The organism is Acidithiobacillus sulfurivorans (assembly GCF_018853815.1).
GTDB lineage: Bacteria > Pseudomonadota > Gammaproteobacteria > Acidithiobacillales > Acidithiobacillaceae > Acidithiobacillus > Acidithiobacillus sulfurivorans.
The window spans coordinates 36,437-56,806 of the sequence record NZ_JAAOMP010000153.1; the positions used below are offsets into that span (position 1 = coordinate 36,437).

General features: G+C 50.0%; 24 protein-coding genes. 11 read left to right on the forward strand and 13 right to left on the reverse strand.

Annotated features, from left to right (window positions below; translation table 11 throughout):
- Genes HAP95_RS13795 through HAP95_RS13805 form a run of 3 tightly spaced genes read left to right on the forward strand, consistent with a single transcriptional unit; the run spans position 1 to position 3,994 of the window.
- Entirely contained in the window at positions 1-1,773 is a 1,773-nt protein-coding gene (locus tag HAP95_RS13795) for an ATP-binding cassette domain-containing protein (protein ID WP_215884733.1), read from the forward strand.
- Complete coding sequence (locus tag HAP95_RS13800; protein ID WP_215884734.1) at positions 1,770-2,885, forward strand: ABC transporter permease; 1,116 nt, start codon at positions 1,770-1,772, stop codon at positions 2,883-2,885. Before HAP95_RS13795 ends, HAP95_RS13800 begins: the two co-directional genes overlap by 4 nt.
- The gene (locus HAP95_RS13805; protein ID WP_215884735.1) at positions 2,885-3,994 is read left to right on the forward strand and encodes an ABC transporter permease; all 1,110 of its coding nucleotides are present in this window, start codon (positions 2,885-2,887) and stop codon (positions 3,992-3,994) included. The genes HAP95_RS13800 and HAP95_RS13805 overlap by 1 nt, the downstream gene beginning before the upstream one ends.
- Here the strand turns inward: HAP95_RS13805 and HAP95_RS13810 are convergent.
- The 4 genes from HAP95_RS13810 to HAP95_RS13825 form a co-directional block, all read right to left on the reverse strand.
- Positions 3,936-4,481: a GNAT family N-acetyltransferase gene (locus HAP95_RS13810; RefSeq protein WP_215884736.1), complete on the reverse strand. Its 546-nt coding sequence runs from the start codon at positions 4,479-4,481 to the stop codon at positions 3,936-3,938. The two genes, HAP95_RS13805 and HAP95_RS13810, sit on opposite strands and share 59 nt — an antisense overlap.
- Positions 4,478-4,765: a type II toxin-antitoxin system TacA family antitoxin gene (locus tag HAP95_RS13815; protein WP_215884737.1), complete on the reverse strand. Its 288-nt coding sequence runs from the start codon at positions 4,763-4,765 to the stop codon at positions 4,478-4,480. Before HAP95_RS13815 ends, HAP95_RS13810 begins: the two co-directional genes overlap by 4 nt.
- A 581-nt stretch (positions 4,766-5,346) precedes the next feature.
- Positions 5,347-6,630 (reverse strand): type II toxin-antitoxin system HipA family toxin, encoded by a 1,284-nt coding sequence (locus tag HAP95_RS13820; RefSeq protein ID WP_215884738.1) that lies wholly within the window; start codon positions 6,628-6,630, stop codon positions 5,347-5,349.
- Entirely contained in the window at positions 6,627-7,019 is a 393-nt protein-coding gene (locus tag HAP95_RS13825) for a helix-turn-helix domain-containing protein (protein ID WP_215884739.1), read from the reverse strand. Before HAP95_RS13825 ends, HAP95_RS13820 begins: the two co-directional genes overlap by 4 nt.
- A gap of 199 nt (positions 7,020-7,218) precedes the next feature.
- Between HAP95_RS13825 and HAP95_RS13830 the strand changes: the two genes are divergently transcribed.
- The 6 genes from HAP95_RS13830 (at position 7,219) to HAP95_RS13855 (ending at position 9,348) form a co-directional block, all read left to right on the forward strand.
- Complete coding sequence (locus HAP95_RS13830; RefSeq protein WP_215884740.1) at positions 7,219-7,545, forward strand: type II toxin-antitoxin system TacA family antitoxin; 327 nt, start codon at positions 7,219-7,221, stop codon at positions 7,543-7,545.
- Positions 7,496-7,831: a GNAT family N-acetyltransferase gene (locus tag HAP95_RS13835; protein ID WP_215884741.1), complete on the forward strand. Its 336-nt coding sequence runs from the start codon at positions 7,496-7,498 to the stop codon at positions 7,829-7,831. The genes HAP95_RS13830 and HAP95_RS13835 overlap by 50 nt, the downstream gene beginning before the upstream one ends.
- A gap of 278 nt (positions 7,832-8,109) precedes the next feature.
- Positions 8,110-8,343, forward strand: coding sequence for an antitoxin (locus HAP95_RS13840; protein WP_368356592.1), 234 nt, complete (start codon positions 8,110-8,112; stop codon positions 8,341-8,343).
- Positions 8,340-8,747 (forward strand): type II toxin-antitoxin system VapC family toxin, encoded by a 408-nt coding sequence (locus HAP95_RS13845; protein WP_215884742.1) that lies wholly within the window; start codon positions 8,340-8,342, stop codon positions 8,745-8,747. Before HAP95_RS13840 ends, HAP95_RS13845 begins: the two co-directional genes overlap by 4 nt.
- A 162-nt stretch (positions 8,748-8,909) precedes the next feature.
- The gene (locus tag HAP95_RS13850) at positions 8,910-9,125 is read left to right on the forward strand and encodes a type II toxin-antitoxin system TacA family antitoxin (RefSeq protein ID WP_215884743.1); all 216 of its coding nucleotides are present in this window, start codon (positions 8,910-8,912) and stop codon (positions 9,123-9,125) included.
- Positions 9,079-9,348, forward strand: coding sequence for a GNAT family N-acetyltransferase (locus tag HAP95_RS13855; protein WP_215884744.1), 270 nt, complete (start codon positions 9,079-9,081; stop codon positions 9,346-9,348). Before HAP95_RS13850 ends, HAP95_RS13855 begins: the two co-directional genes overlap by 47 nt.
- Positions 9,349-9,559: 211 nt before the next feature.
- Here HAP95_RS13855 and HAP95_RS13860 read toward each other — a convergent pair whose 3' ends face one another.
- The 9 genes from HAP95_RS13860 to HAP95_RS13900 all read right to left on the reverse strand — a co-directional run bounded on the left by HAP95_RS13860 (position 9,560) and on the right by HAP95_RS13900 (position 18,721).
- The gene (locus tag HAP95_RS13860) at positions 9,560-13,063 is read right to left on the reverse strand and encodes a pilus assembly protein (RefSeq protein WP_215884745.1); all 3,504 of its coding nucleotides are present in this window, start codon (positions 13,061-13,063) and stop codon (positions 9,560-9,562) included.
- Positions 13,064-13,065: 2 nt separating this feature from the next.
- The gene (locus HAP95_RS13865) at positions 13,066-13,587 is read right to left on the reverse strand and encodes a pilus assembly PilX family protein (protein ID WP_215884746.1); all 522 of its coding nucleotides are present in this window, start codon (positions 13,585-13,587) and stop codon (positions 13,066-13,068) included.
- A 2-nt stretch (positions 13,588-13,589) separates the two neighbouring features.
- On the reverse strand, positions 13,590-14,768 hold the full coding sequence (locus tag HAP95_RS13870; RefSeq protein WP_215884747.1) for a PilW family protein: 1,179 nt from the start codon (positions 14,766-14,768) through the stop codon (positions 13,590-13,592).
- A gap of 1 nt (position 14,769) precedes the next feature.
- Positions 14,770-15,321 carry a type IV pilus modification PilV family protein gene (locus HAP95_RS13875; RefSeq protein WP_215884748.1) on the reverse strand — a complete coding sequence of 184 codons (552 nt, stop codon included), beginning with the start codon at positions 15,319-15,321 and terminating at the stop codon, positions 14,770-14,772.
- Entirely contained in the window at positions 15,318-15,881 is a 564-nt protein-coding gene (locus HAP95_RS13880) for a pilus assembly FimT family protein (RefSeq protein ID WP_215884749.1), read from the reverse strand. The genes HAP95_RS13875 and HAP95_RS13880 overlap by 4 nt, the downstream gene beginning before the upstream one ends.
- On the reverse strand, positions 15,871-17,124 hold the full coding sequence (locus tag HAP95_RS13885) for a type II secretion system F family protein (protein ID WP_215884750.1): 1,254 nt from the start codon (positions 17,122-17,124) through the stop codon (positions 15,871-15,873). The genes HAP95_RS13880 and HAP95_RS13885 overlap by 11 nt, the downstream gene beginning before the upstream one ends.
- 356 nt (positions 17,125-17,480) lie before the next feature.
- Positions 17,481-17,702: a hypothetical protein gene (locus tag HAP95_RS13890; RefSeq protein ID WP_215884751.1), complete on the reverse strand. Its 222-nt coding sequence runs from the start codon at positions 17,700-17,702 to the stop codon at positions 17,481-17,483.
- Positions 17,692-17,904 (reverse strand): hypothetical protein, encoded by a 213-nt coding sequence (locus HAP95_RS13895; protein ID WP_215884752.1) that lies wholly within the window; start codon positions 17,902-17,904, stop codon positions 17,692-17,694. The genes HAP95_RS13890 and HAP95_RS13895 overlap by 11 nt, the downstream gene beginning before the upstream one ends.
- Before the next feature lie 82 nt (positions 17,905-17,986).
- Positions 17,987-18,721, reverse strand: coding sequence for an EAL domain-containing protein (locus HAP95_RS13900; RefSeq protein ID WP_215884753.1), 735 nt, complete (start codon positions 18,719-18,721; stop codon positions 17,987-17,989).
- Positions 18,722-19,085: 364 nt separating this feature from the next.
- On the opposite strand from HAP95_RS13900, the gene HAP95_RS13905 reads away from it, so the two are divergent.
- Together HAP95_RS13905 and HAP95_RS13910 are read left to right on the forward strand one after the other, a co-directional pair.
- Positions 19,086-19,823: an SDR family oxidoreductase gene (locus HAP95_RS13905; protein ID WP_215884754.1), complete on the forward strand. Its 738-nt coding sequence runs from the start codon at positions 19,086-19,088 to the stop codon at positions 19,821-19,823.
- 167 nt (positions 19,824-19,990) lie between these two features.
- Positions 19,991-20,365 (forward strand): tyrosine-type recombinase/integrase, encoded by a 375-nt coding sequence (locus HAP95_RS13910; protein ID WP_215884755.1) that lies wholly within the window; start codon positions 19,991-19,993, stop codon positions 20,363-20,365.
- Positions 20,366-20,370: the final 5 nt, after the last annotated feature.

Genomic DNA, 20,370 nt, shown 5'->3' on the forward strand with positions numbered 1-20,370 from the left:
GTGAGCGAAGCTGTTACGCCGCTGCATTTTGCTGATGTCAGCAAAAGCTTTGCCCGTGGCAAGGAGCGGGTGCAGGCCCTGGATCATCTGGAGATAACTTTGCAGGCAGGCAGCATCACTGGACTACTGGGGCCTGACGGTGCCGGTAAAACCACCTTGATGCGTCTGGCTACGGGTCTGCTTTTACCCGATAGCGGTACCGTGAGTGTGTTGGGTGCTGACACCCGCAGTCAGGCCAATGTGATTCAAAATCAAATCGGCTACATGCCCCAGCGTTTTGGTCTGTATGAAGAACTCAGCGTACAGGAAAACCTGGACCTTTATGCGGATTTGCAAGGATTGAGTCGAGAGGCGGTGCGGAGCCGCCAGCAGGAGTTGCTCAAGCTGACGGCACTGGGTCCTTTTGGTGCCAGGCCTTCCGGAGCCCTATCCGGCGGCATGAAACAGAAATTGGGCCTGGCCTGCGCCCTGTTACGGGCGCCGCAATTGTTGCTGCTGGATGAACCTACAGTGGGCGTGGACCCCATCGCCCGCCGTGAACTCTGGGAAATCATTCAGGGATTACGTGAGAAAGGCCTGACCGTGCTGATGAGTACCGCCTATTTTGATGAGGCGGAGCGCTGCGATGAAATTCTCCTGTTACATCAGGGTAAATTGCTCAAAAAAGATACTCCGGCGGCATTCAGCGCGCCACTTGATGGGCGCTGTTTTCTGGTAAGCGACGAGACGGTCAGCAAGCGGCATCTCCGCGAAACCTTGCAAGCCCGTCCGGGTATTCAGGATGCGCGTATTCTCGCCAATGGCGTGCGGGTACTTTGCCGAACCACGACGCAGCCGGAAGCGTGGGCGGGAGAGAGCTGGCAAGCGGTTGCCCCGTCCTTTGAAGATGCTTTTGTGGATTTACTGGGTGCTTCAATGGCAACGCCTGATGCACCGGTGACTTCCCATACTGCGGCGGCAGAGCCAGTACAGCAGGCTTCTCCTATGCCGCCCAGGGACGAATCCACGCCGGAAACCGTCATTGAGGTACATGATCTTTGCAAGTTTTTTGGTCATTTCGAAGCCGTCAAGGATAATAGTTTCAGCGTTCAGAAAGGGCAGATTTTTGGTCTGTTAGGGGCCAATGGTGCCGGTAAAAGTACGACTTTCCGCATGCTTTGCGGTCTGCTCCCCGCCTCTTCGGGTACCTTGCGCGTTGCCGGGGTGGACATGCGCCACGCCAGCGCCGAGGCGCGGGCACGCATAGGTTATGTCTCCCAGAAGTTTTCTCTCTATGGCAATCTCAGTTGTGATCAGAATCTCAGCTTTTTCTCGGCAGCCTATGGCTTACGCGGGGCTTTGCGACGGCAGCGACTGGATTGGGCGCGGCAGGAATTCCAGTTGGAAGACTATCGCGACGTCAATGTGGACGAGCTTCCCCTGGGCATCAAGCAACGACTTGCCCTGGCTTGCGCCTTGTTGCACGAACCCCCCATTCTTTTTCTGGACGAACCCACTTCCGGCGTCGATCCCCTGGCCCGGCGGGAATTCTGGAAGCGGGTCAATGCACTGGCAGAAGCCGGGGTGACGGTGATGATTACCACCCACTTTATGGATGAGGCCGAATATTGCGACAATCTGGTTCTGATGTCGCTCGGCGAAGTACTGGCCCAGGGAAGTCCTGAGCAGGTGCGCGCCCAGGCCCGCAGTGAAGAACACCCTGACCCCAGCATGGAGGACGCATTTATCCTCCTGATTCAGAATCATGAAAGTCAAATCCGGAGATCCTCATGAATCTGCAGCGCCTGCGCGGCCTGATTCGTAAGGAGTTCATCCAGATTTTGCGGGACCCTTCGGCCATAGCCATTGCCTTTGTCTTACCGGTATTCCTGCTGTTTTTATTTGGCTACGGTGTCTCCCTCGATGCCCGTCATGTGCCCATAGCGGTAGTCGTGGATCAACCTACCGCAGAAACCAGTGCGTTTGTGGGTGGGCTACAGCATTCACCTTATTTCAAGCCGGAAATATATGGCAGTCTGCATCAGGCCCGAGAGGCAGTCATGGACCGTAAGGCCGACGGGATTGTCTGGCTGCGCGCCGATTTCAGTCGCCAGGTCATTCAGGGCAAAACGGCGCCCATCGGGGTGTTGGTCAACGGGGTGGATGCCAATAATGCCCGCATTATGGAAGGCTATATACAGGGCGTTTGGCAAAACTGGTTGCAACAGCGTGCCCTCAATGCGGGCAAGCCGCTGATTATCCCGATCAATGCCGAACCTCGCATCTGGTTTAATCCGGCCTTGCGCAGTCGGGATTTTTTAGTACCTGGTTTGATTGCCGTTATCATGACGCTCATTGGCGCCTTGCTGACCGCGCTGGTGGTCGCCCGTGAATGGGAGCGCGGGACCATGGAGGCCTTGATGGCTACACCGGTCACCATGGGCGAGATTTTGCTGGGTAAACTGATTCCTTATTTCATCATGGGTATGGGCGGTTTGTTGTTGTCGGTGGCTCTGGCCGTCTGGCTTTTCGCTGTGCCGCTGGTGGGGAGCTTCTGGGTGTTGCTGGTCTGTTCGGCGCTTTTTCTGCTGGCGGCGCTGGGCATGGGTCTACTGATTTCCAGTGCGGCCCGCAACCAGTTTGTGGCAGGGCAAATTGCCATCATCGTCACCTTTTTACCAGCCTTCATTCTTTCCGGCTTCATTTTCGACATCCAGTCGATGCCGGCCCCGATCCGCTTCATGACCCACATTGTCGCCGCCCGATATTTTGTCAGCATCCTGCAAACGGTGTTTCTTGCAGGGGATGTGTGGTCCATCATTCTCTGGAATAGTCTGGCCCTGTTGTTGATGGCCCTGTTTTTTCTGGGGGTTACCTGGCGACGTTCGCGCAAGAGGTTAGACTGATGCTGGCACGCATATGGGCCTTGGTGATCAAGGAATTTCTCGCGCTCATGCGCGATAAAAAAAGCCGTTTTGTGCTGATAGGACCACCGATTATCCAGTTGCTGGTGTTTGGATATGCCGCTACCTACGACCTGAACCATATTCCCTATGCGGTTTATAACCAGGACAGCGGCTTTGCTTCCCGGCAATTATTGGGCGATTTTCAGGGATCTACAGCCTTTAAGCAGGTTGCAACCATTGACAACGAAGGACAAATTGCTCCGCTCATCAATAATGAAAAAGCCTTGCTCGTCCTGAATATTGGCCCGCACTTTACCCGCGATTTGCTCATGCATCATCCGGCACCCCTGCAGGTGATCATCAATGGTCGCAACTCCAATACGGCCACCCTGGCACTGAATGATGTGAATACGGTGTTGATGCACTTCGATCTGCGCTGGGCGCAGGAACACCACTGGGGGAAGCCACCGGCACAACTGGTTGTTCGTTCGTGGTTTAATCCTAATCTGCTGTCGCGCTGGTTTATTGTGCCGGGTATTGTGGCACTGCTGGTGCTGGTGGTGACGCTGCTGGTAACCGGCTTGTCCGTAGCCCGAGAGCGTGAACAGGGTACCTTTGATCAATTGCTGGTGACGCCCATGCGCCCCGTGGAAATCTTACTGGGTAAGGCCATACCCGGTTTTGTGATCGGTGCGCTGGAAGGGCTGTTTATTGTTCTGGTGGCGGTGTTCTGGTTTCGGGTGCCTTTTGTCGGCAGTATCCCCGCTCTTGCCCTCGGTTTGGCCCTTTTTCTGCTGGCGGGAGTAGGTATCGGCCTGATGATATCTTCCCTGTCGGTCACTCAGCAGCAGGGCTTGCTGGGCGTGTTCATTTTTCTGGTGCCGGCCATCATTCTTTCGGGTTTCGCCACCCCCATCGCCAACATGCCCGAAGCGGTTCAATACCTGACCTATCTCAACCCCATGCGCTATTTTCTGATTATTGTGCGCGGGGTTTTTCTGGAAGGAGACAACATCCCCATGCTCTGGCCCCAATACTGGCCCCTGGCCATTATCGCCCTGTGCTCCATGGCGGCTGCCTCCTGGCTGTTTCGACATCGGATGCAGTGAAGCGTCGCGCGTCCCTTAGTAGCAGGATGAGTTGCCGTTCGTTGTCTGGCGTCGGTTCGAATCCGAAACGGCGATAGAATGCATCGGCATCGGCGTCAAGGGGGTGCGTCAGTAAAGCCCGGATGCCCGCATGCTCGGCAATTGCAAGAGCCCGGTGGATAGCATCTTGCAATAAACTAAAGCCGATACCTTGTTTTTGATAATCGAGATCCACGGCAAGACGTGCCAGAATGACCAGCGGGATCGGGTACTGACCCATTCCCCGACGAATGCGCTCTGGTGCATCGAGTGTGTCGATTTGGCCCACAGTCAGGCTGAAGTAACCGGCAACTCGGGTTTCATCACAGACCACGAAGGTTCTCGCCGAGCCGCTACCTTGCGCTTGGCGAGCGTGGCGCAACAGCCAGTCGGTGAGGCCAGATTTCCCGCAGTCAAAATCTTCCAGCCGATGTTGCACATCGAGTGGCTGCGGCGCGGATAAGTTCATTTCTTGGCCCATACCGAAGGTCGGGAGAACAGGTCGGCCAATCCGGGGTTATCAGATTCCGGCCGGTCCAGCATTTCCAGGATCGCTTGATACTGACTGCCGGTCACCATGAACAGTCGCTGATCGAGCAGGGTCTGCTCGGCGGCCTGGTAAGCGGCATCCAGAATGAAATCGGTCAGCGATTTATGTGCGACCTCGGCGGCGCGACGCAGTACGGTTTCCTGAGCCGGTGTCGCGCGCAGTCCGAGGCGGGCCGAGCGAGTCGTAGTGTTTGTGGTCAGCATGACAACGGTCCTCCTGATGTACGTTGGGCACAACGTTAGTACAAATGACGCTACACGTCCAGGCGTCGATCGGCAAAATGAAGCCAGCTTAACCAGCGGAGCCAGCGCTGTTTAACACTGGAAAGCGTCATCGCTCCCAGCGTCAAGGAGCTGCGGACGCGGCTTGATGGTGTTGAAAAGAGCGTTCAGGAAGTCGGCCAGCGTGTGGATCGTCTTGATGGTCGCGTGGAGCATCTGACGGAACGTATGGAACAGGGCTTTGCCCGCATGGACTCTCGGTTGGATGCACTTATCCCGACGCAATCACTGCGCGCCTGGAGCGCGAGGTCCAGGAATTGCGGAAAGCCTAACATCCTCTGGCGTCGGTTCGAATCCTAAACGGCGATAGAATGCATCGGTATCGGGTACTGACCCACAGTCAGGCTGAAGTAACCCGCTTCATGTACATCCATGTATTCACAGTGCTACTCAAATGAGCCAGAATATAATCGGGCATGGATAAAATGGGGGCACCATAGTGATCACGAAAATTTTCAGAAACGGTAATTCGCAGGCCGTCCGCATCCCGGCGGAATTGGCGTTCAAGAACAGGGAGAAAGAACCTTTTTGCTTTGGTCCGAAAAACTGTGCTCCCAGAAATCGATCTCTTTCTGTGACAATCCCAGGTCCTGCAAAACTTCACGCCAACCTTGCAGCGCTTCACAACACGCGTTGACAATGTGTGTAGCTCTGGATGGATCCAGACCAAAGGCCTCCACCATGGAAAGCGCGTTCTGCAAAGTGGCCTGACGCCCTTCTTTACCGAGAGCGATGGATAAGTCGAATTGGGTATGTAGACCGGGGCGACTATGCGTTGGGTTGATGTCATATGCCGGTGATAATTGCCAGGTTCCGTCCACGCCCAGAATCACCGCATGATTACGCAGATGGTCATCGGTATTTCGGATCAGCCAGTTGAATATCATTCTCCGGAAAAGCTCCGTCGATCCAGACAGATCCCCGAACATTCTCAGGTGGCTGGCCAGGGCAGGATAACTGCCTAGCCGGTTTTCGCCTTCATCGAAATTCAAAAGAGACAGGCCACTGACCATGGCCAGATGTCGCCTGTTTTCTGGTGTGCCGATCCGATCAAAGCGTTGCGACAGAAACACATGGCGGCCATCCTGGAGTGGATACAGTTGGGTATTAGGCGTCGTGATCCCGGCACGGCGGGCCAGAATCATGGAGGCCTGCTCCAATAGAGCCACGTCATAACTGTCCCGATAGGCAGGCAGCTTGGCCAGCCACATTTGGCCTTGGTGATAAACCGACAGCTTCGGGCGAGCGCCCCCCATACTGGTTCTTTGTACCAGAAAATCCGCCAGCGGCTGCAGGGGATAGGATGATGGGCCTTCCTGCTCCAGCGACTCGACCGCCTGCACAATCGTGGCCAGGTCCAGCACGTCATCGGTCCTATTCACAGGCGCGGGGATCACCGGACCGCTTTCCAGGTCTCTGGAAAACGCCAGAAATCCGGGACGATCCTGAACGTCCGCCTGCAACAAGTCAGAGAATTGCACGGACTCTACAGAAACACCCAGCTTTTTGGCATAAACCAGCGTGCCCCAGTAATCCGGCAGGGCATCCCGAATCGGTCCCGGTAGTCCCCGGTTCATCGTCTGGGTAAATATAGGTGGGCCGTTTTTCCGCCATGTGGGCATAGGGGCGATGGGCGGCAAATCTTCGCGTTCACGGTAACTGCGCACATACTGAAAGGTGCTGATGGCCGCGCTTTCGTGGTAGGTCAGAATGCCGGCCAAATGCCTTTGTGTCGCATCCGGGCAGACGTACACATAGAACAACGGCGTATTATCAGATCGGCTCATAGCCTATCCGCCAGATCATCGGGTGAAACCCCTCTGGATCGACGGCGGGTACGCAGACTTTGTTCGAGGGTCGCCCCCTGGTAGTCACGGTCATACAACAGCAGGTTATCGAGGTCCCCAAGCATTCCCAGTAAAGACAAAACTGCTACCCAGGTGCCAATGGCAGTACCCGGGTCCGCCTTTTCCATTTTGCGGTAGGTGACAATGCTCACCTGCAGTAATCGGGCAGTTTCGTCTTGTGACCATCCACGGCGTTTACGGGCGCGTTTCAGCCGCTCGGCAAGGCTCAGCAGAGAGGACTCCATACGGCGGGATTGACCCTGAACCGACTCAGCCCGCTGCAGATTTTTGTTAGGCACAATATCCATAATGGATACTATAATATCCACTATGGATCTATTTAGATACAATTTTATGGATGTGTTTGTCCAATTCGAGGTCCCGGTATTGCAGCTCCAAAGGCTGGTCATTCGACAGTCTTGAGTAGCAGGAGTTGCACATCGAGTGGCTGCGGCGCGGATAAGCTCATTTCTTGGTGCCATAATGGCGCCAATCAGCAATTTTTGATGGACGATTGAGGTGCCGACCATGTCTGGTAAAACTATCGAACGCGGCAGGATTTCCGCTCGGGTACCTGTGCAGGTCCAGAAAACCCTGGAGCTGGCAGCGTCGATGGTTGGTGCGACCACCAATCAATTCATGGTCCAGTCATCCCTGCGTGAAGCCGAGCGTATCATCGAACAAGAGCGGGTCATCCGTTTATCTGCCCAAGACACAGAGACCTTTATTCAGGCGTTGGAAAATCCGCCACCACCCAATGCTGAATTGAAGGCGGCACTGCAACACTATAGGGAAGCCAGGCGAGATGATGAAGATACAGGCTTTAACTGGCATCCACGACCGAAAGGGCTTTGATTGTGGTGTCGAGGCCCTGAATCTCTGGCTTCGGCAGACAAGACAGCGCCAGATTCCTGTTACCCGACTGGGGAGGCTGGCTATTCGTTCCAATCTGCAAGGGCAGGGGCTGGGGCGTTTATTGCTGGCTGATGCCGTCAGCCGCTCTCGCAATGCCGCATTGTCAGTAGGCAGTGCAGGCATATTTGTAGATGCCAAAAATGCAAATGCCGTGCAGTTCTACAAGCGCTATGGCTTTATTGCCTGCCATGAGCAACCCCACAAACTGTATTTGCCCATGTGGTGATCCACGCTTGCGGTGTTGCAGCGAAGCGTCGCGCGTCCTTGAGTAGCAGGATGAGTTGCCGTTCGTTCTCTGGCGTCGGTTCGAATCCGAAACGGCGATAGAATGCATCGGCATCGGGTACTGGCCCATTCCTCGACGAATGCGCTCGGGAACATCGACTGTGTCGATCTGGCCCACAGTCAGGCTGAAATAACCCGCTTCATGTACATCCATGTATTTACAGTACTACTCAAATGAGCCAGAATATAATCGGGCATGGGTAAAATGGGGGAATCATAGTGATTACGAAAATTTTCAGAAACGGTAATTCGCAGGCCGTCCGCATCCCGGTGGAATTGGCTTTCAAGAATTGGGAGATGGAGCTGGTCATCGAGCGTCACGGCGATGAACTGTGCATTCGCCCAGCGCAGCAGCGTATGGGGAACGTCCTTGAAAAATTTGCCAGGTTTTCTTCGGATTTTATGGCAAATGGACGTGGTGACAACCAGGAAGATGAACGCGAAGCATTATGAAGCCGAAATATATGCTCGACACCAACATTTGCATTTATCTGATGAAAAGGCAACCACCATCGGTGCGAAAAAAATTTGAAGCATGTTTTGTGGGGGATGTCGTTATTTCAGCTATTACGCTGGCTGAACTTGAATACGGCATCACCTGCTCGGCAGAAAATCAGCTTGCCAATCAGGCGGCTTTGGACGATCTGCTGCAGGATATTCCCGTCGCAGCATTCGACTCCCGGGCCGCCCGCGCCTACGGGCCGGTCAGATGGGCCACCAGAGAACGCTCCCGTGACGCGCTCGACAAACTGATCGCTGCCCATGCTATTGCCTTAAACACTACCCTGGTAACCAACAACGAGGCCGACTTTTGTGTGTTCCCCGGCCTGACTGTGGAAAATTGGGTGGATAATTGAAGCGCGCACTGGCATACAGAACAAACACCTAGGGGCGACGGCAATGGAAAACAATGAAAATCTGGTTTTGGCGGGCAAGGGTGACATTCCACAAGCCATAGCCATACTTGATCGCCTGGATGCGACAGAATACCGTACTGCACGCTGATCGCCGCTCAATTCATGGCCCAGTCATCCCTGCGTGAAGCCGAGCGTATCATCGAACAAGAGCGGGTCATCCGTTTATCTGCCCAAGACACAGAGACCTTTATTCAGGCGTTGGAAAATCCGCCACCACCCAATGCTGAATTGAAGGCGGCACTGCAACACTATGGGGAAGCCAGGCGAGACGATGAAGATACAGGCTTTAACTGGCATCCACGACCGAAAGGGCTTTGATTGTGGTGTCGAGGTCCTGAATCTCTGGCTTCGGCAGACAAGACAGCGCCAGATTCCTGTTACCCGACTGGGGAGGCTGGCTATTCGTTCTAATCTGCAAGGGCAGGGGCTGGGACGTTTGTTGCTGGCTGATGCAGTCACTCGCTCTCGCAATGCCGCATTGTCAGTAGGCAGTGCAGGAATATTTGTAGATGCCAAAAATGTAAATGCCGTGCGATTCTAAAAGCACTATGGCTTTATTGCCTGCCATGAGCAACCCCACAAACTGTATTTGCCCATGTGGTGATTCACCTGATGGCATTGACGCGAATGATGAAAACCACGAAAGCAGTCTGGTGTCTTAATCGTGGACTGGATCAAGTTGATCGCCATCTCCGGAACGTAAAAAGTTTGAAACGTGTTTTGTGCGGGGCGACCCCCGCCAAATTTGATTTTCAATAATTTATTACGCGCCAGCCTATTACCTTGACAGTGCTGCCATTTTGATAGAAAGCCGGGAACTGTCCGGATGAACCAGTATCACCTGCGGCAGATTGTATGAGGGTTCTGCCATTAGTTGAGATAATCGTCGGTGTATATGCTGTGCCATAACCTATGAGTATGGGTCCAGTAGCACTTGTACCGTTTAGGTCAAAAAAGCCTGAGGGAAAAGCACCATTCAAAAGTTTATATAGAAAATAATAGGCTGTATTTTCGCCACAAGTGTTAGCGGCAGGGCTCACAGTGACTGGAGCAATAATGGCACCATTGTTGATGGCAATGGGTGCAGAAATAACAGAGGAATTGGGGAGTCCTGTGATTGTTTGTGGGGTATTAGTAGTTGAATATGTTTTGCTACCACCGGTATAGCTTGCCCATAAAGCTTGCCAGTTATTAGCAGACTTTTGAAAGACGGTAAAACCATTTTGGCCTTGTACGCTTAAGTAATAATTACCTAAATAATAACTGGTAGTCATATACTGAACTACAGAGCTTAAACCTGAGCTGCTTGAAGCCCATGGTGCATAAGAGGCGGCATTTGCACTAGTGCTAGAACCAAAACTAGATGCAGTAATAACCGGAGGAAAGCTGGTTGAAGAAATTACTGTGGAATTTGTACTGGTTCCAGAAATTTGGGGAATATTTGTAACCGGCATTGAATAAACATATCCATTCGAGCTTCCCAGGTAGATATTATTATTTGTATCGATACTTAAAGCACTGGAAGCTACAAAGGGTAATTGATCCTGAAAAGAAACGCCTGAACCTACATTAACACCAACTAAATAACTTGTAGATGTAGAATTGATATTATTATTGACTACCCATAATGCCCAAGTTTGTCCAAACTGAGAACCTGGAGAACTAATCTGGTAAAAAATGGGTGATTGCGTAATCGGCTGAGAAAAAGAAGGTCCAAGATCATTTTCATAGATAACCGAATTCAGGTTGGCCGTATTGTTAACCGTAGAAAGCTTTAGGTCATATAATATGCCACCACCTAAAGCACTACCCACTACATAAGTATTCCAATTTCCATTGGCATCGGTCGCACTGATGGACTTGAATCCACCTTGCATGCTTTGACCGCGCCAAAATGTATTGTAGGATTGTAGCTGATTGAGTAAACCATATGGGACCCACGACCAGGTTAAAGATGGAGAACCTCCCGTAGCACCATTGTAGCTAATACCATATAAAATTCCGTCATTAGAAGAAAACAAAACCATATTCTTGCGACTTGTATTTGAACTGGCAAAGCTTGTGTAGCTGTTACTACCATTGCCAGCGGAAAGCATAGCTGAATTATCAGGCGGAAGAATAATCTGCGGCGTACTGGTAGTGGGCAGGCCTAGTGTCCAATTGGGGGCCCGACCTCCTAGATAAGTGCTATTGCTTGAAGCGGATGGATTCACTGTGTAATTTGCTATGATGCTAGGCGTTAAACCGTTAGCTAAATTTGTTCCAAAAGCATTTGGGTAGGAAGTTGCCGCACTCGATAGAAGGATTGCAGACCCTGATATAATACTACCACTAGAACTAGTGGGTGCTGTGGTATAAACCGGTGGCGTAGAGCTAGAAACAGAAGAGGATATTACAGTGTTTGCGTCCCACACAGCATTTGAAGTGGTGGATGCGGTTACACCGTTTGCATTGAATGGGAATGCAAACATATTGCCCTGTCCGTTACTTTTATTGATGTTTTCCTGAACAAATTCCAATGAACTGCTGGTTGCGGTACCAGTTGCAGCAATAGGCGAAGTGATAGTGTTACTTAAAATATTGGCAACAATTGATGATAACGCCGAATTTAGTTGTGAGGTAGACTGTGCTGAGTAATAATATCCAGTGCCTCCAGCTTGGGCCATTGCAGTCAAAATTGCTTGCCCCTGGGTAGCCTCGGTATTTTGGCTTGTGCTTTCAGCAGTATTGGGGTTGACGGCAGAACCAACCCCTAATACATAGGTTTTGATACCAGCACTGTTTAAATTTGCTATTTGTTGAATTGCTTCTACAGCAGCATTATTATAATCGGTTGAACTGCTGCTCGCTGTGGCTGCGGTGATGAGTGGAAAACCAAAAGTAGTAGCTGCTTGACTCCCAAGAGGTGGGTATAGGTGCCCATTCAAACCCTGTGTAGGTTGACCGTTGGTAATAATAATGACATATTTCTGTCCACAGGTTGACGGAGGTGCATTGTTTCCTGTACGTCCAAAATAATTTAATGCTGTTTTTAAAGCACCAGCCATTGGCGTATGACCAGCCCCAGCTTCAATAGGTACCGATGCCTGATTGTAATTAAAACCGCTGGCCGGGTTCATTAATGGTGCTGGTTCTATGGCACTAGCGATTTTCGATAACGCCGCACTTGAACCAATCAGGGCAATTATATTTCCTTGAGGTGTGCTGCTACTTTGTGTTTTCACTGTGCTACCAAAAAACGCATAACCTCGAGCTGCTGTCCAAACTTGCGGCGTTTGTGTCAAATATCCAGGATTCGAGGGGCCAAAGGTACTGTATCCAGAATAATATGTGGATGCATTATATTTTGTATAGGGAGAATTAATGGGTGATATCAATTGATTTTCATAATTTGATATTGTATATTTATAAGTTCCTTGGTAACTATAATATATATTATTTCCTAAATATGAAGAAGAATAAAGCACGCTATTTATTAATGGATTGTCACTGCTATCAGTTATTTCTAGGTATTTATATTGATAGGATGGGGAATTATTATAATAATTATGATTAAAATAATTGTATGCAATATATTGGCATGAATTAGAAGAATTTTGGTAGCACGGATTTATTGCATAGTTTATCCCTAATATACCAGAAGGCGCCGTTGATGAAAAAGAACTTGAGTTTAATCCATTAGAAAACATATAATATATCGAAGAATTTAGATCGTTTAGACTCGCTGAATATTTATAATCTTCAAGACCAAACTGGATGCTGTTGGTGTAATTTACATTTCCTATTATATTGGATATGGCTTGCTTGGCAGCATTTAACATGGAAGGGCTATTATCAAGATAGGTAGAATAACCTGTCTTTGAAACTGTTTGGCAAGCGCTTAGAGCAGGTGCCGTAAAACCTGATGTATTATCACAGTTCACCGTGTAAGGAACCGAACTGTTTGCGTTGCCATATGCTATGGGAGTAGTATCTCCTGAATTATAGTTCACTGGTGATGATGAGCTGTTATTCTCCGCTACGACACCAGAGCCGGTCATAATTGCTCCGGAAAGACCGGTAATTGGATCTTCTACAACGCCTGCCATACCTTGGGAGTTGTCAATAATGATCATTACCTGCGGTTGACTTCCAGAAGGCGTGTTATTGATATTCACATCCGGTTGTTGGGGGGTTGCCCATGCGCTCAGAGGCAGGCATGTTACGGTACCTATCAAAAAACTGGCTAATAATTTGTTATGTAATTTTATCTGCATTTTTATTTCTCCAGGTTGGCTTCGATCGTAACGCCCAAACCACCACCATTGGTATTAGCAGCATGTACATATGCTATGTAGTAATATGTCCCATTTGTCGTATTTGGACCAATTGGATAAACAACGTAGTTAACATTAAAGCTAAAGCTGCCGTAATTAATTGGCATCGATCCACAATTATTAGTTTGGGCGCAAGTCTGCCAAAAACTAGCTGTTGGTGCGCTTGGTCTAGTGCTTCCTGAAGTTGGTACTACGTACCAAGGGCTTATATTTCCGGTTGGAGGATTTGCCCCCTGTTGAGAAAGGAGGTTACTAGCTTCCAAGACTCCCTGTTCTGTGGCTTCTTGTGCGGCATTCTGTACAGCCAAATTAGAGGCTATCAAGCTGTTGTTTTTATTCATATATAAATACGCTAGAAGGGCGAGCGTCACCGCAAATATTAAAACCAGTACCACTACTAAAATAGCCCCGTCTTCGCCGTGGTCTGATGTCTTTTCTGAACATGTTTTTTTAATTTTAGACATTTTTAATTATCCTGCAAGATTTGATTGCGCACAGGAATGATGTCCTGAAATAAATGATATTCATAGTTTCTGCAGCTACCCTGCAAACAACCTGGACCGTTGCTTGGGACAGTATATGTAGTACCCAGAACATTGAAGGTTTCAGGGCTCAAGGTGTTTGGCAAGTACTGCGATGAACGGATTAACATTGCGATTTGTACGGCGACAATACTCTGCGTTGATGGCGTATAGAGATTCGGCGTAATCCACGTTATCACTCCATTGGTATTTACACCGTACTGAATCTGAAGATCAACTACACCTATCGCTAAAGCCTGTGGGGTAGGTGTACTTCCGGAGCTGGTAGTGTACTGGGTCAAATATAATGTTGGTGTCCCTACCTGTGAAGAACCTGGTGGTGTATCCAAAATCTGAAACTGATTAACAACAAAACCAGCATTCCCTAAATCATAAAGTGGGGCATTAGTAAAGTCGCCTGCTGATATTGTTGATCCAGTAACGCCACTTAATTGTGAGAAAATTTGATTCGTATTGATCTTTGCGCAGGATGCTCCGCCTGAGTTCATGGTGATGGTGCCGTTCCCGCCGTTCCCGCCGTTCCCATTCCCATTACACGAGCCGCTGCCACCCACAGTGGAAATTTCTCCAAAAATACAGGTGCCACCGCTGGATGCGGGGACAATCAAAGCCATATCTCCAGGTTCCAATGGGGCGCTGTTATTTACCTGAAGACTTGCTGAGTTCAGATTGGGAAGGCTGGCGACTGTTGTTGCCGGGGCACCACCAAAACTGCCACCACCGATCACTGTACTAAAGGTATAAGGATTTCCATAGGTATAACCAGTACTCTGAACAGAGGCCGTGATGGCTGTCAAAGTTAACGGTCTATTTCCTGTATTCGAGTAGCCTACCACCCCATTCGGACACTGGGTGTAACTCGGCAACCCATACCCCGCCGACTCAATAGCCTGACGCATAATCGCCAAAGCATTGCGGCCGCGCTGCCACATTTCGCCGCTGGCAGATTGCTGACTGACGCTTTGGCTGGTCGTCAGAAAAAAGGTGAAAACAGCGGTAGCCAGTAAGCCCACCACAACCAGAGAAACCAGTAACTCCACCAGAGTCAGGCCGTTTTCATGGCATCCGACATTGGGGTGTTGCGAGGAAGAAAGTCGATTCATGTCAGTAGCCCACTATGCTTTGTGTGGTATAGGTTTGTGCGCCACCCCAGGTGACGGTTACGGTGGCCGTGCAGGGGCACCCATTACCGTTGAGCGATGTAACAGCCAGAGTCACTTGACTTTGTGCGGGCATTCCGTAAGCACTCATCACTGCTGAAACGGGGTTCAATAAAGTAGTATTATTGCTGTTCTGACTGGCGTTGACTGTTGCGCCATTTAGGCTCAGCGCCTGCGCACCATTGGCCCGAAGTACGCCCATGGCACTCTGGGCAATTTCGTAGCCGGATGTCAGATTCTGATTCTGGTTGGTCATGGCAAAACTGCTGAGGAATATACTCAAAATACCCAAGGAGCCGATGGCGAAAATCGCCAGCGCGGCCATGGCTTCAATGAGGGTTAAACCTGCCTGGGTGGCGGCTTCAGCGTTGCGAAGGGAAGGCGCTATGCACTGCTGGCTGATTGGACAGGAACCTTGATCAAAACGGGCCGACTGGGTTGTTTGGGTGGGATTGAGCACCCGGTTTTTCCGGAAAGCGAAAGTGTTTGTTCTCATTGCAAGTTACACACGCTGCTGGCGGGGCCACTGGTGGCACAGTTGCGCACATTGCCCGCGCCACTGAGCAGCGTTAGCCAGTATCCATAGGTAGCGGCATTCTGGCCCGCATTACCAAAGGTCACGGCAGACCCGGTAATCGTGTTATTGCTGCCATACACCATACCGGTTGGGGTAATACTGAAGGTTGCACCGCTAATAACGCTGCATACCGTGTTGGGATAACGGCTGGCAAATTCCGTTGCAGACATCTGCGGGATTTGCTGTTTGACGTTGCTGGCTGCGGGGGTAATGGTCCACGAGCAACCTGTGCCACCACTGGTTACGGACACCTGCACCGGGTAGCCACTACGGATGGCATATCCTTCCGCCCAGGTAATGTCCTGCTGCAAGTGACCTGAAGCACCCTGAATGGCCGCCCGCACCATCCAGATATTGTACTGGGGGATGGCAATAGCCGCGATAATAGCCATGATGGCAATAATCACCATCAGCTCTATCAAGGTAAAGCCTTTACCCAAGATTCCGGGCAGGGTTTCGGGCAAGCCTTCACCCCCCATGCGTCACCACCGCGCCCATCTTGAAGATCGGCATATACATGGCGACCACCAGGGTGCCGACAATCACACCCAGTACTACCATGATCATGGGCTCCATGAGGGTGGAGAGGCGATTCACGGATTCTTCCACGTCGCTTTCGTAAAAGTCAGCAACTTTGCCGGACATGGTTTCAATGGCGCCGGTTTCTTCGCCAATGGACAGCATTTGCGTGGCCATGATGGGAAAGACGCCATCGGTTTTGAGGCGGGTGCTGATGCGGCCACCGGCGGCGACGTCATCGCGGGACCGTAATACGCTTTTTTCGATGATGATATTGCCGGAAACCTTGGAAAGTGTGCCCAGGGCTTCAAGAATGGGCACACCCGCCGCCTGCATGGTGGACAGGGTGCGCATGAAACGGGCGACAGCGCCTTTCAACAAAATGTCACCGAGCACCGGAATTTTCAGGGAAATCCGGTCAATGACGGTTTTGAAGGGCAGACTGCGCTTGTAGGTGAAAATGAATAACCACACGGCGGCAATCGGCAGGAGTACCACAATATACCAGTGGCTTTTCATCCAGTTGGAAATGTTGATGACAATCTGGGTGAGCAGGGGCAGGGTGGCTCCAAAGCTGCTGAACAGTTGCGAAAACACCGGAATCACGAAAATCATCAAAATCACCACCACCACCAGCATCACGGTAATGATGGCTGCCGGATAAAACATGGCCGATTTGACCTTTTTGTTGAGGGCCAGAGTTTTTTCGCGGTATTCGGCCAGACGCAGCAAGATGGTGTCGAGAATGCCGCCTTGTTCACCGGCGGCGATCAGGGACACAAACAGGCGGTCAAAATATTTGGGGAAATGCGCCATGGACTGGGAAAGGGATTCGCCTTCCTTAAGATGCTTAAGGATACCCTTGAGCAATTTTTTCATGGCCGCGCCCTGGGTGGCGCTAATCAGCAGTTCAAAAGCCTGTACCAACGGTACCCCGGCGTTGATCATGGTGGAAAGCTGGCGGACCATGACGACCAGTTGGGCTTCCTTGATCCCTTTTTCGCCAAACAGCGGTTGGGGGACCTTGCGGATGGTGACCGGCACCAGACCCTGCTTGCGCAGGGAAACCCGCACCACATTGGCGCTGGCAGCATTCATTTCGCCTTTTTTCTTGTCCTTGGCGCCGGGCAGGGTGGCTTCCCAGACAAAGTCGTAGGTCTTCGCCTCTTTCACCGTCGCCTTTTTTCCTAGTGCTGTTGCCATCTGTTCACCTTGTCCATCCCCGTCTTTCTTCCCAATTAGCACATGCCCACTATTTTGCAAGGGGCGAGACACCATGAATTTCATGGGCCCTTCTGAGAAGATACAAACGAGCTGTGCTCCAATTTTTTCCGGTAAGGTTTTGCTTGGTGGTTCAGCATACAGGTGGGGACACAGCGTATGACCGTACCTTGGAATACTTTGGGTGGGATGAATAGATAGCCACGGCACGTGGAGGGTAATTGATAAACTACCCAAGCACGCGCGCGATGGTAAACAATAAGAATAATGTATGGGTAACCTGGCTGATCGACCCTTTATTCAGGTATTGCAGACGACGCCTTTTGGCAGCCTTTCCGTTACGCCGGGCCGATATCTGGATCCAAATCAAGCGGATCACCCCATTCATGCCGGACCTCACCCCTTCTTTTACCTGGGATGCTGATCCCTTTAAATACTTCCTGAAAAGGCTTCAAGTCTGCCGGTATGGATGGCATGCTATCCAATGATTCCATAATCTTGCCCGCTTCGCGCTCGGTCATTGTGGCAACGACCATTTTATCTTCAATATTAATCTGCATGAGATTCTCCTTGATAAAATGACTTCGGTTGACGGAATTCATTATCCATGGAAAGTACTGCTTCTGCAGAAAGATAGGCGAAATCCAACGTCGAGCGATTAAAGTCCCCTGCTTTTTTAAGCAGGGCATCAGACACTTTATCAGCCTCAGCTTTGCTCATACTCAGTCGAAAAGTACCATCGGACTGTTTTTTAAGATCCATCAAAATCTCCTTGTGTATTTACATGTTACAGAAATTCCAAACATATTTTTGTAGACCATTAAAACCGGGTATTGTTCCGTTATTAAGAGTCTCCTGCTGAATGCGCGGAGGTTATGTAACATTGATTAGGCACCTCTGGCAGAGATTCAAACCCAGGCTTCGCAAACCAATACCCCTGAAACAGATCAATACCCTGCATACGCAACCAGCTATATTCTTCAACGGTTTCCACACCTTCTGCCAGAATCCCGATATTCAGTTCGCGGCAGGTCAGTTGTATACCATGCACTATGGCCTGACGACGCTCGTGGCGGTCAATATCAATAATCAACTCTCTGTCCAGCTTGATATAGTCAGGCAAGTAGTTCGCCAACAAATTAAGCCCTGCATAACCAGCACCAAAATCGTCAATGGCCGTTCGAAACCCTAATTTCTGGTAATAATCAATAATGCGGCGAAGATGTTCATGGTCCTGGATTTTTTCTCCTTCGGTAACTTCAAAGACGATCTGATTGATGGGGAACCCGTATTTTTCTGCCGCCCAGAGGGTGGTGCGGATACACTGCTCAGGCTGATAAACCGCGTTAGGAAAAAAGTTGATATTCAGATCACAGGATATTCCCAGTTCTGCTGCAAGTTGCACGGCTTTTATCCGACAATTCTGATCGAAGCGATAGCGATTGGCGTCGTTAAGTTGTTCCAGGATCGAAGACGCAGGCTCACCTTGCGGGCCGCGAACCAGCGCCTCGTAGGCAACCACCCGGCGTTCACCCACATGAACGATAGGTTGGAATGCAAAAGTAAAGTCAAAGCCCAAAGGCTCCTCCTCTTTGCAGAGGTTGCAAGAGGGGATTAGAGAAAGCTTATCTGGTGTGTGCATGGATGGGTAGTCTCCTGATCTTCAAAAGTAGTATTGCATCTTAAAGTAATCTTAAGAGTCTGTTTATATATAAATCCTATTATGCTTAATTATAACTGTAATGTAAAGCGTAAAATGATTCGGAAATTCTTTTCTAATATAAATTTAAACGATAGATATTTTTTTTGATGAGTATAATATTATTATGGAAATATTGAGCGCGATCCTCTATTCAGAAACAAGAGATCTATGTAGGATCTTAGCGATGACAAAATAATCAATGACGCCAGAAACGATAACCATTCTTCGCAGGAGAAATTATATGAAACCTTGGTTGATTGTAACTGGTGCTTCGGGTTCGCTTGCTGAAACTATTATTCCTTTAGCCTTAAAGCATGACTGGCGGGTATTGGCAGTCACCCGTCAAAAAAATTTGCCCGCTATTTTTGAGTCATCAGAAATAACGATTCTTCAGTCCGACGTATCGACTATGACGGGTACAGATTCGGTTGTGAACTTTTTCAAGGAGCGTGATGAAGTTCCTGAGGGACTTGTGCATCTCGCGGGTTCTTTTTTATTAGCCGGATTATTGCAGACTTCTGAGACACAATATCGTGCTTGTCTATCAGCCAATCTGGATTCTGCCTTTTTTATGTTGAAGGCGTTTGTGACTATGCGAAGAAAATATGGTACCGGCGGTAGTGCAGTTTTCGTATCATCGGTGGTATCAGAAAGTGGAGTCGCCTTTCATGAAGCGGTCGCTGCTGCAAAAGGTGGCCTTGAATCCCTAGTCAGGGCTTCTGCAGCCACACATGCCCGCGACGGGATACGCATTAACGCAGTCCGCTCTGGCCTAATGGATACAAGGGCTGCAGCGCATTTATTGCGCAATGAACAAAGTCGTAAAATGGCTCAAAAACAGTATCCTCTTGGTGAGTTGATCCAGTCAAATCAAGTTGCAAAGGCTATTTTATTCTTGCTTGAACAACCACAAATAACGGGGCAAATTTTATCTGTTGATGGTGGATTTAATGCCATACGCCCATTGGTTACCACTTGAAATATTCCGATTTTGCAAAACCAATCCCATGATGACGCCGGTTACCGCTATTACGGTAACGACCCACACGTCTTAAGGATATCTTGCCGCATTGGGGTACACGTAAAGCTGAAAGTATCACCCGCAAAGAAGTCGTGGCCCTTCTGGATCGGATTGCCGCAAGATGAGTGCCTATAGCAGCCAATCGTACCCTGGGTGTCCAGTCTCCATCCAAGGAGCGCCAGAAAGATCGCGTCTTGAATGATGAGGAGATCGTTCTGTTCTGGAAATGTCTGGACCCTGCAGCCATGTCGCTCATGACAAAATTGGCGTTGCGTTTTATGCTGGTTACCGGTCAGCGTTTGGGAGAAGTTTGTCATTTGACTCGGGAACAGATCGACGGGAATTGGTGGATAATGCCAGCTGAGTTCGCAAAAAATGGTCGTGCGCATCGTGTGGCACTGTCACCGTTGGCAATGAGCATCCTCAATGAAGCACAGTTTATGGGGATTGAGCGCTATTTGTTTCCTTCATTGAGGGTGACGGAGGAGGGGAGGGACTGAGAAAT

Coding starts and splice junctions, on each gene's coding strand:
- HAP95_RS13830 (WP_215884740.1), top strand. CDS start 7,219: ATGTCTGGTAAAACTATCGAACGCGGCAGGATTTCCGCTCGGGTACCT.
- HAP95_RS13880 (WP_215884749.1), bottom strand. CDS start 15,881: ATGGGGGGTGAAGGCTTGCCCGAAACCCTGCCCGGAATCTTGGGTAAA.
- HAP95_RS13870 (WP_215884747.1), bottom strand. CDS start 14,768: ATGAATCGACTTTCTTCCTCGCAACACCCCAATGTCGGATGCCATGAA.
- HAP95_RS13905 (WP_215884754.1), top strand. CDS start 19,086: ATGAAACCTTGGTTGATTGTAACTGGTGCTTCGGGTTCGCTTGCTGAA.
- HAP95_RS13800 (WP_215884734.1), top strand. CDS start 1,770: ATGAATCTGCAGCGCCTGCGCGGCCTGATTCGTAAGGAGTTCATCCAG.
- HAP95_RS13810 (WP_215884736.1), bottom strand. CDS start 4,481: ATGAACTTATCCGCGCCGCAGCCACTCGATGTGCAACATCGGCTGGAA.
- HAP95_RS13815 (WP_215884737.1), bottom strand. CDS start 4,765: ATGCTGACCACAAACACTACGACTCGCTCGGCCCGCCTCGGACTGCGC.
- HAP95_RS13895 (WP_215884752.1), bottom strand. CDS start 17,904: ATGGATCTTAAAAAACAGTCCGATGGTACTTTTCGACTGAGTATGAGC.
- HAP95_RS13835 (WP_215884741.1), top strand. CDS start 7,496: ATGATGAAGATACAGGCTTTAACTGGCATCCACGACCGAAAGGGCTTT.
- HAP95_RS13890 (WP_215884751.1), bottom strand. CDS start 17,702: ATGCAGATTAATATTGAAGATAAAATGGTCGTTGCCACAATGACCGAG.
- HAP95_RS13865 (WP_215884746.1), bottom strand. CDS start 13,587: ATGTCTAAAATTAAAAAAACATGTTCAGAAAAGACATCAGACCACGGC.
- HAP95_RS13805 (WP_215884735.1), top strand. CDS start 2,885: ATGCTGGCACGCATATGGGCCTTGGTGATCAAGGAATTTCTCGCGCTC.
- HAP95_RS13855 (WP_215884744.1), top strand. CDS start 9,079: ATGAAGATACAGGCTTTAACTGGCATCCACGACCGAAAGGGCTTTGAT.
- HAP95_RS13845 (WP_215884742.1), top strand. CDS start 8,340: ATGAAGCCGAAATATATGCTCGACACCAACATTTGCATTTATCTGATG.
- HAP95_RS13860 (WP_215884745.1), bottom strand. CDS start 13,063: ATGCAGATAAAATTACATAACAAATTATTAGCCAGTTTTTTGATAGGT.
- HAP95_RS13875 (WP_215884748.1), bottom strand. CDS start 15,321: ATGAGAACAAACACTTTCGCTTTCCGGAAAAACCGGGTGCTCAATCCC.
- HAP95_RS13820 (WP_215884738.1), bottom strand. CDS start 6,630: ATGAGCCGATCTGATAATACGCCGTTGTTCTATGTGTACGTCTGCCCG.
- HAP95_RS13885 (WP_215884750.1), bottom strand. CDS start 17,124: ATGGCAACAGCACTAGGAAAAAAGGCGACGGTGAAAGAGGCGAAGACC.
- HAP95_RS13850 (WP_215884743.1), top strand. CDS start 8,910: ATGGCCCAGTCATCCCTGCGTGAAGCCGAGCGTATCATCGAACAAGAG.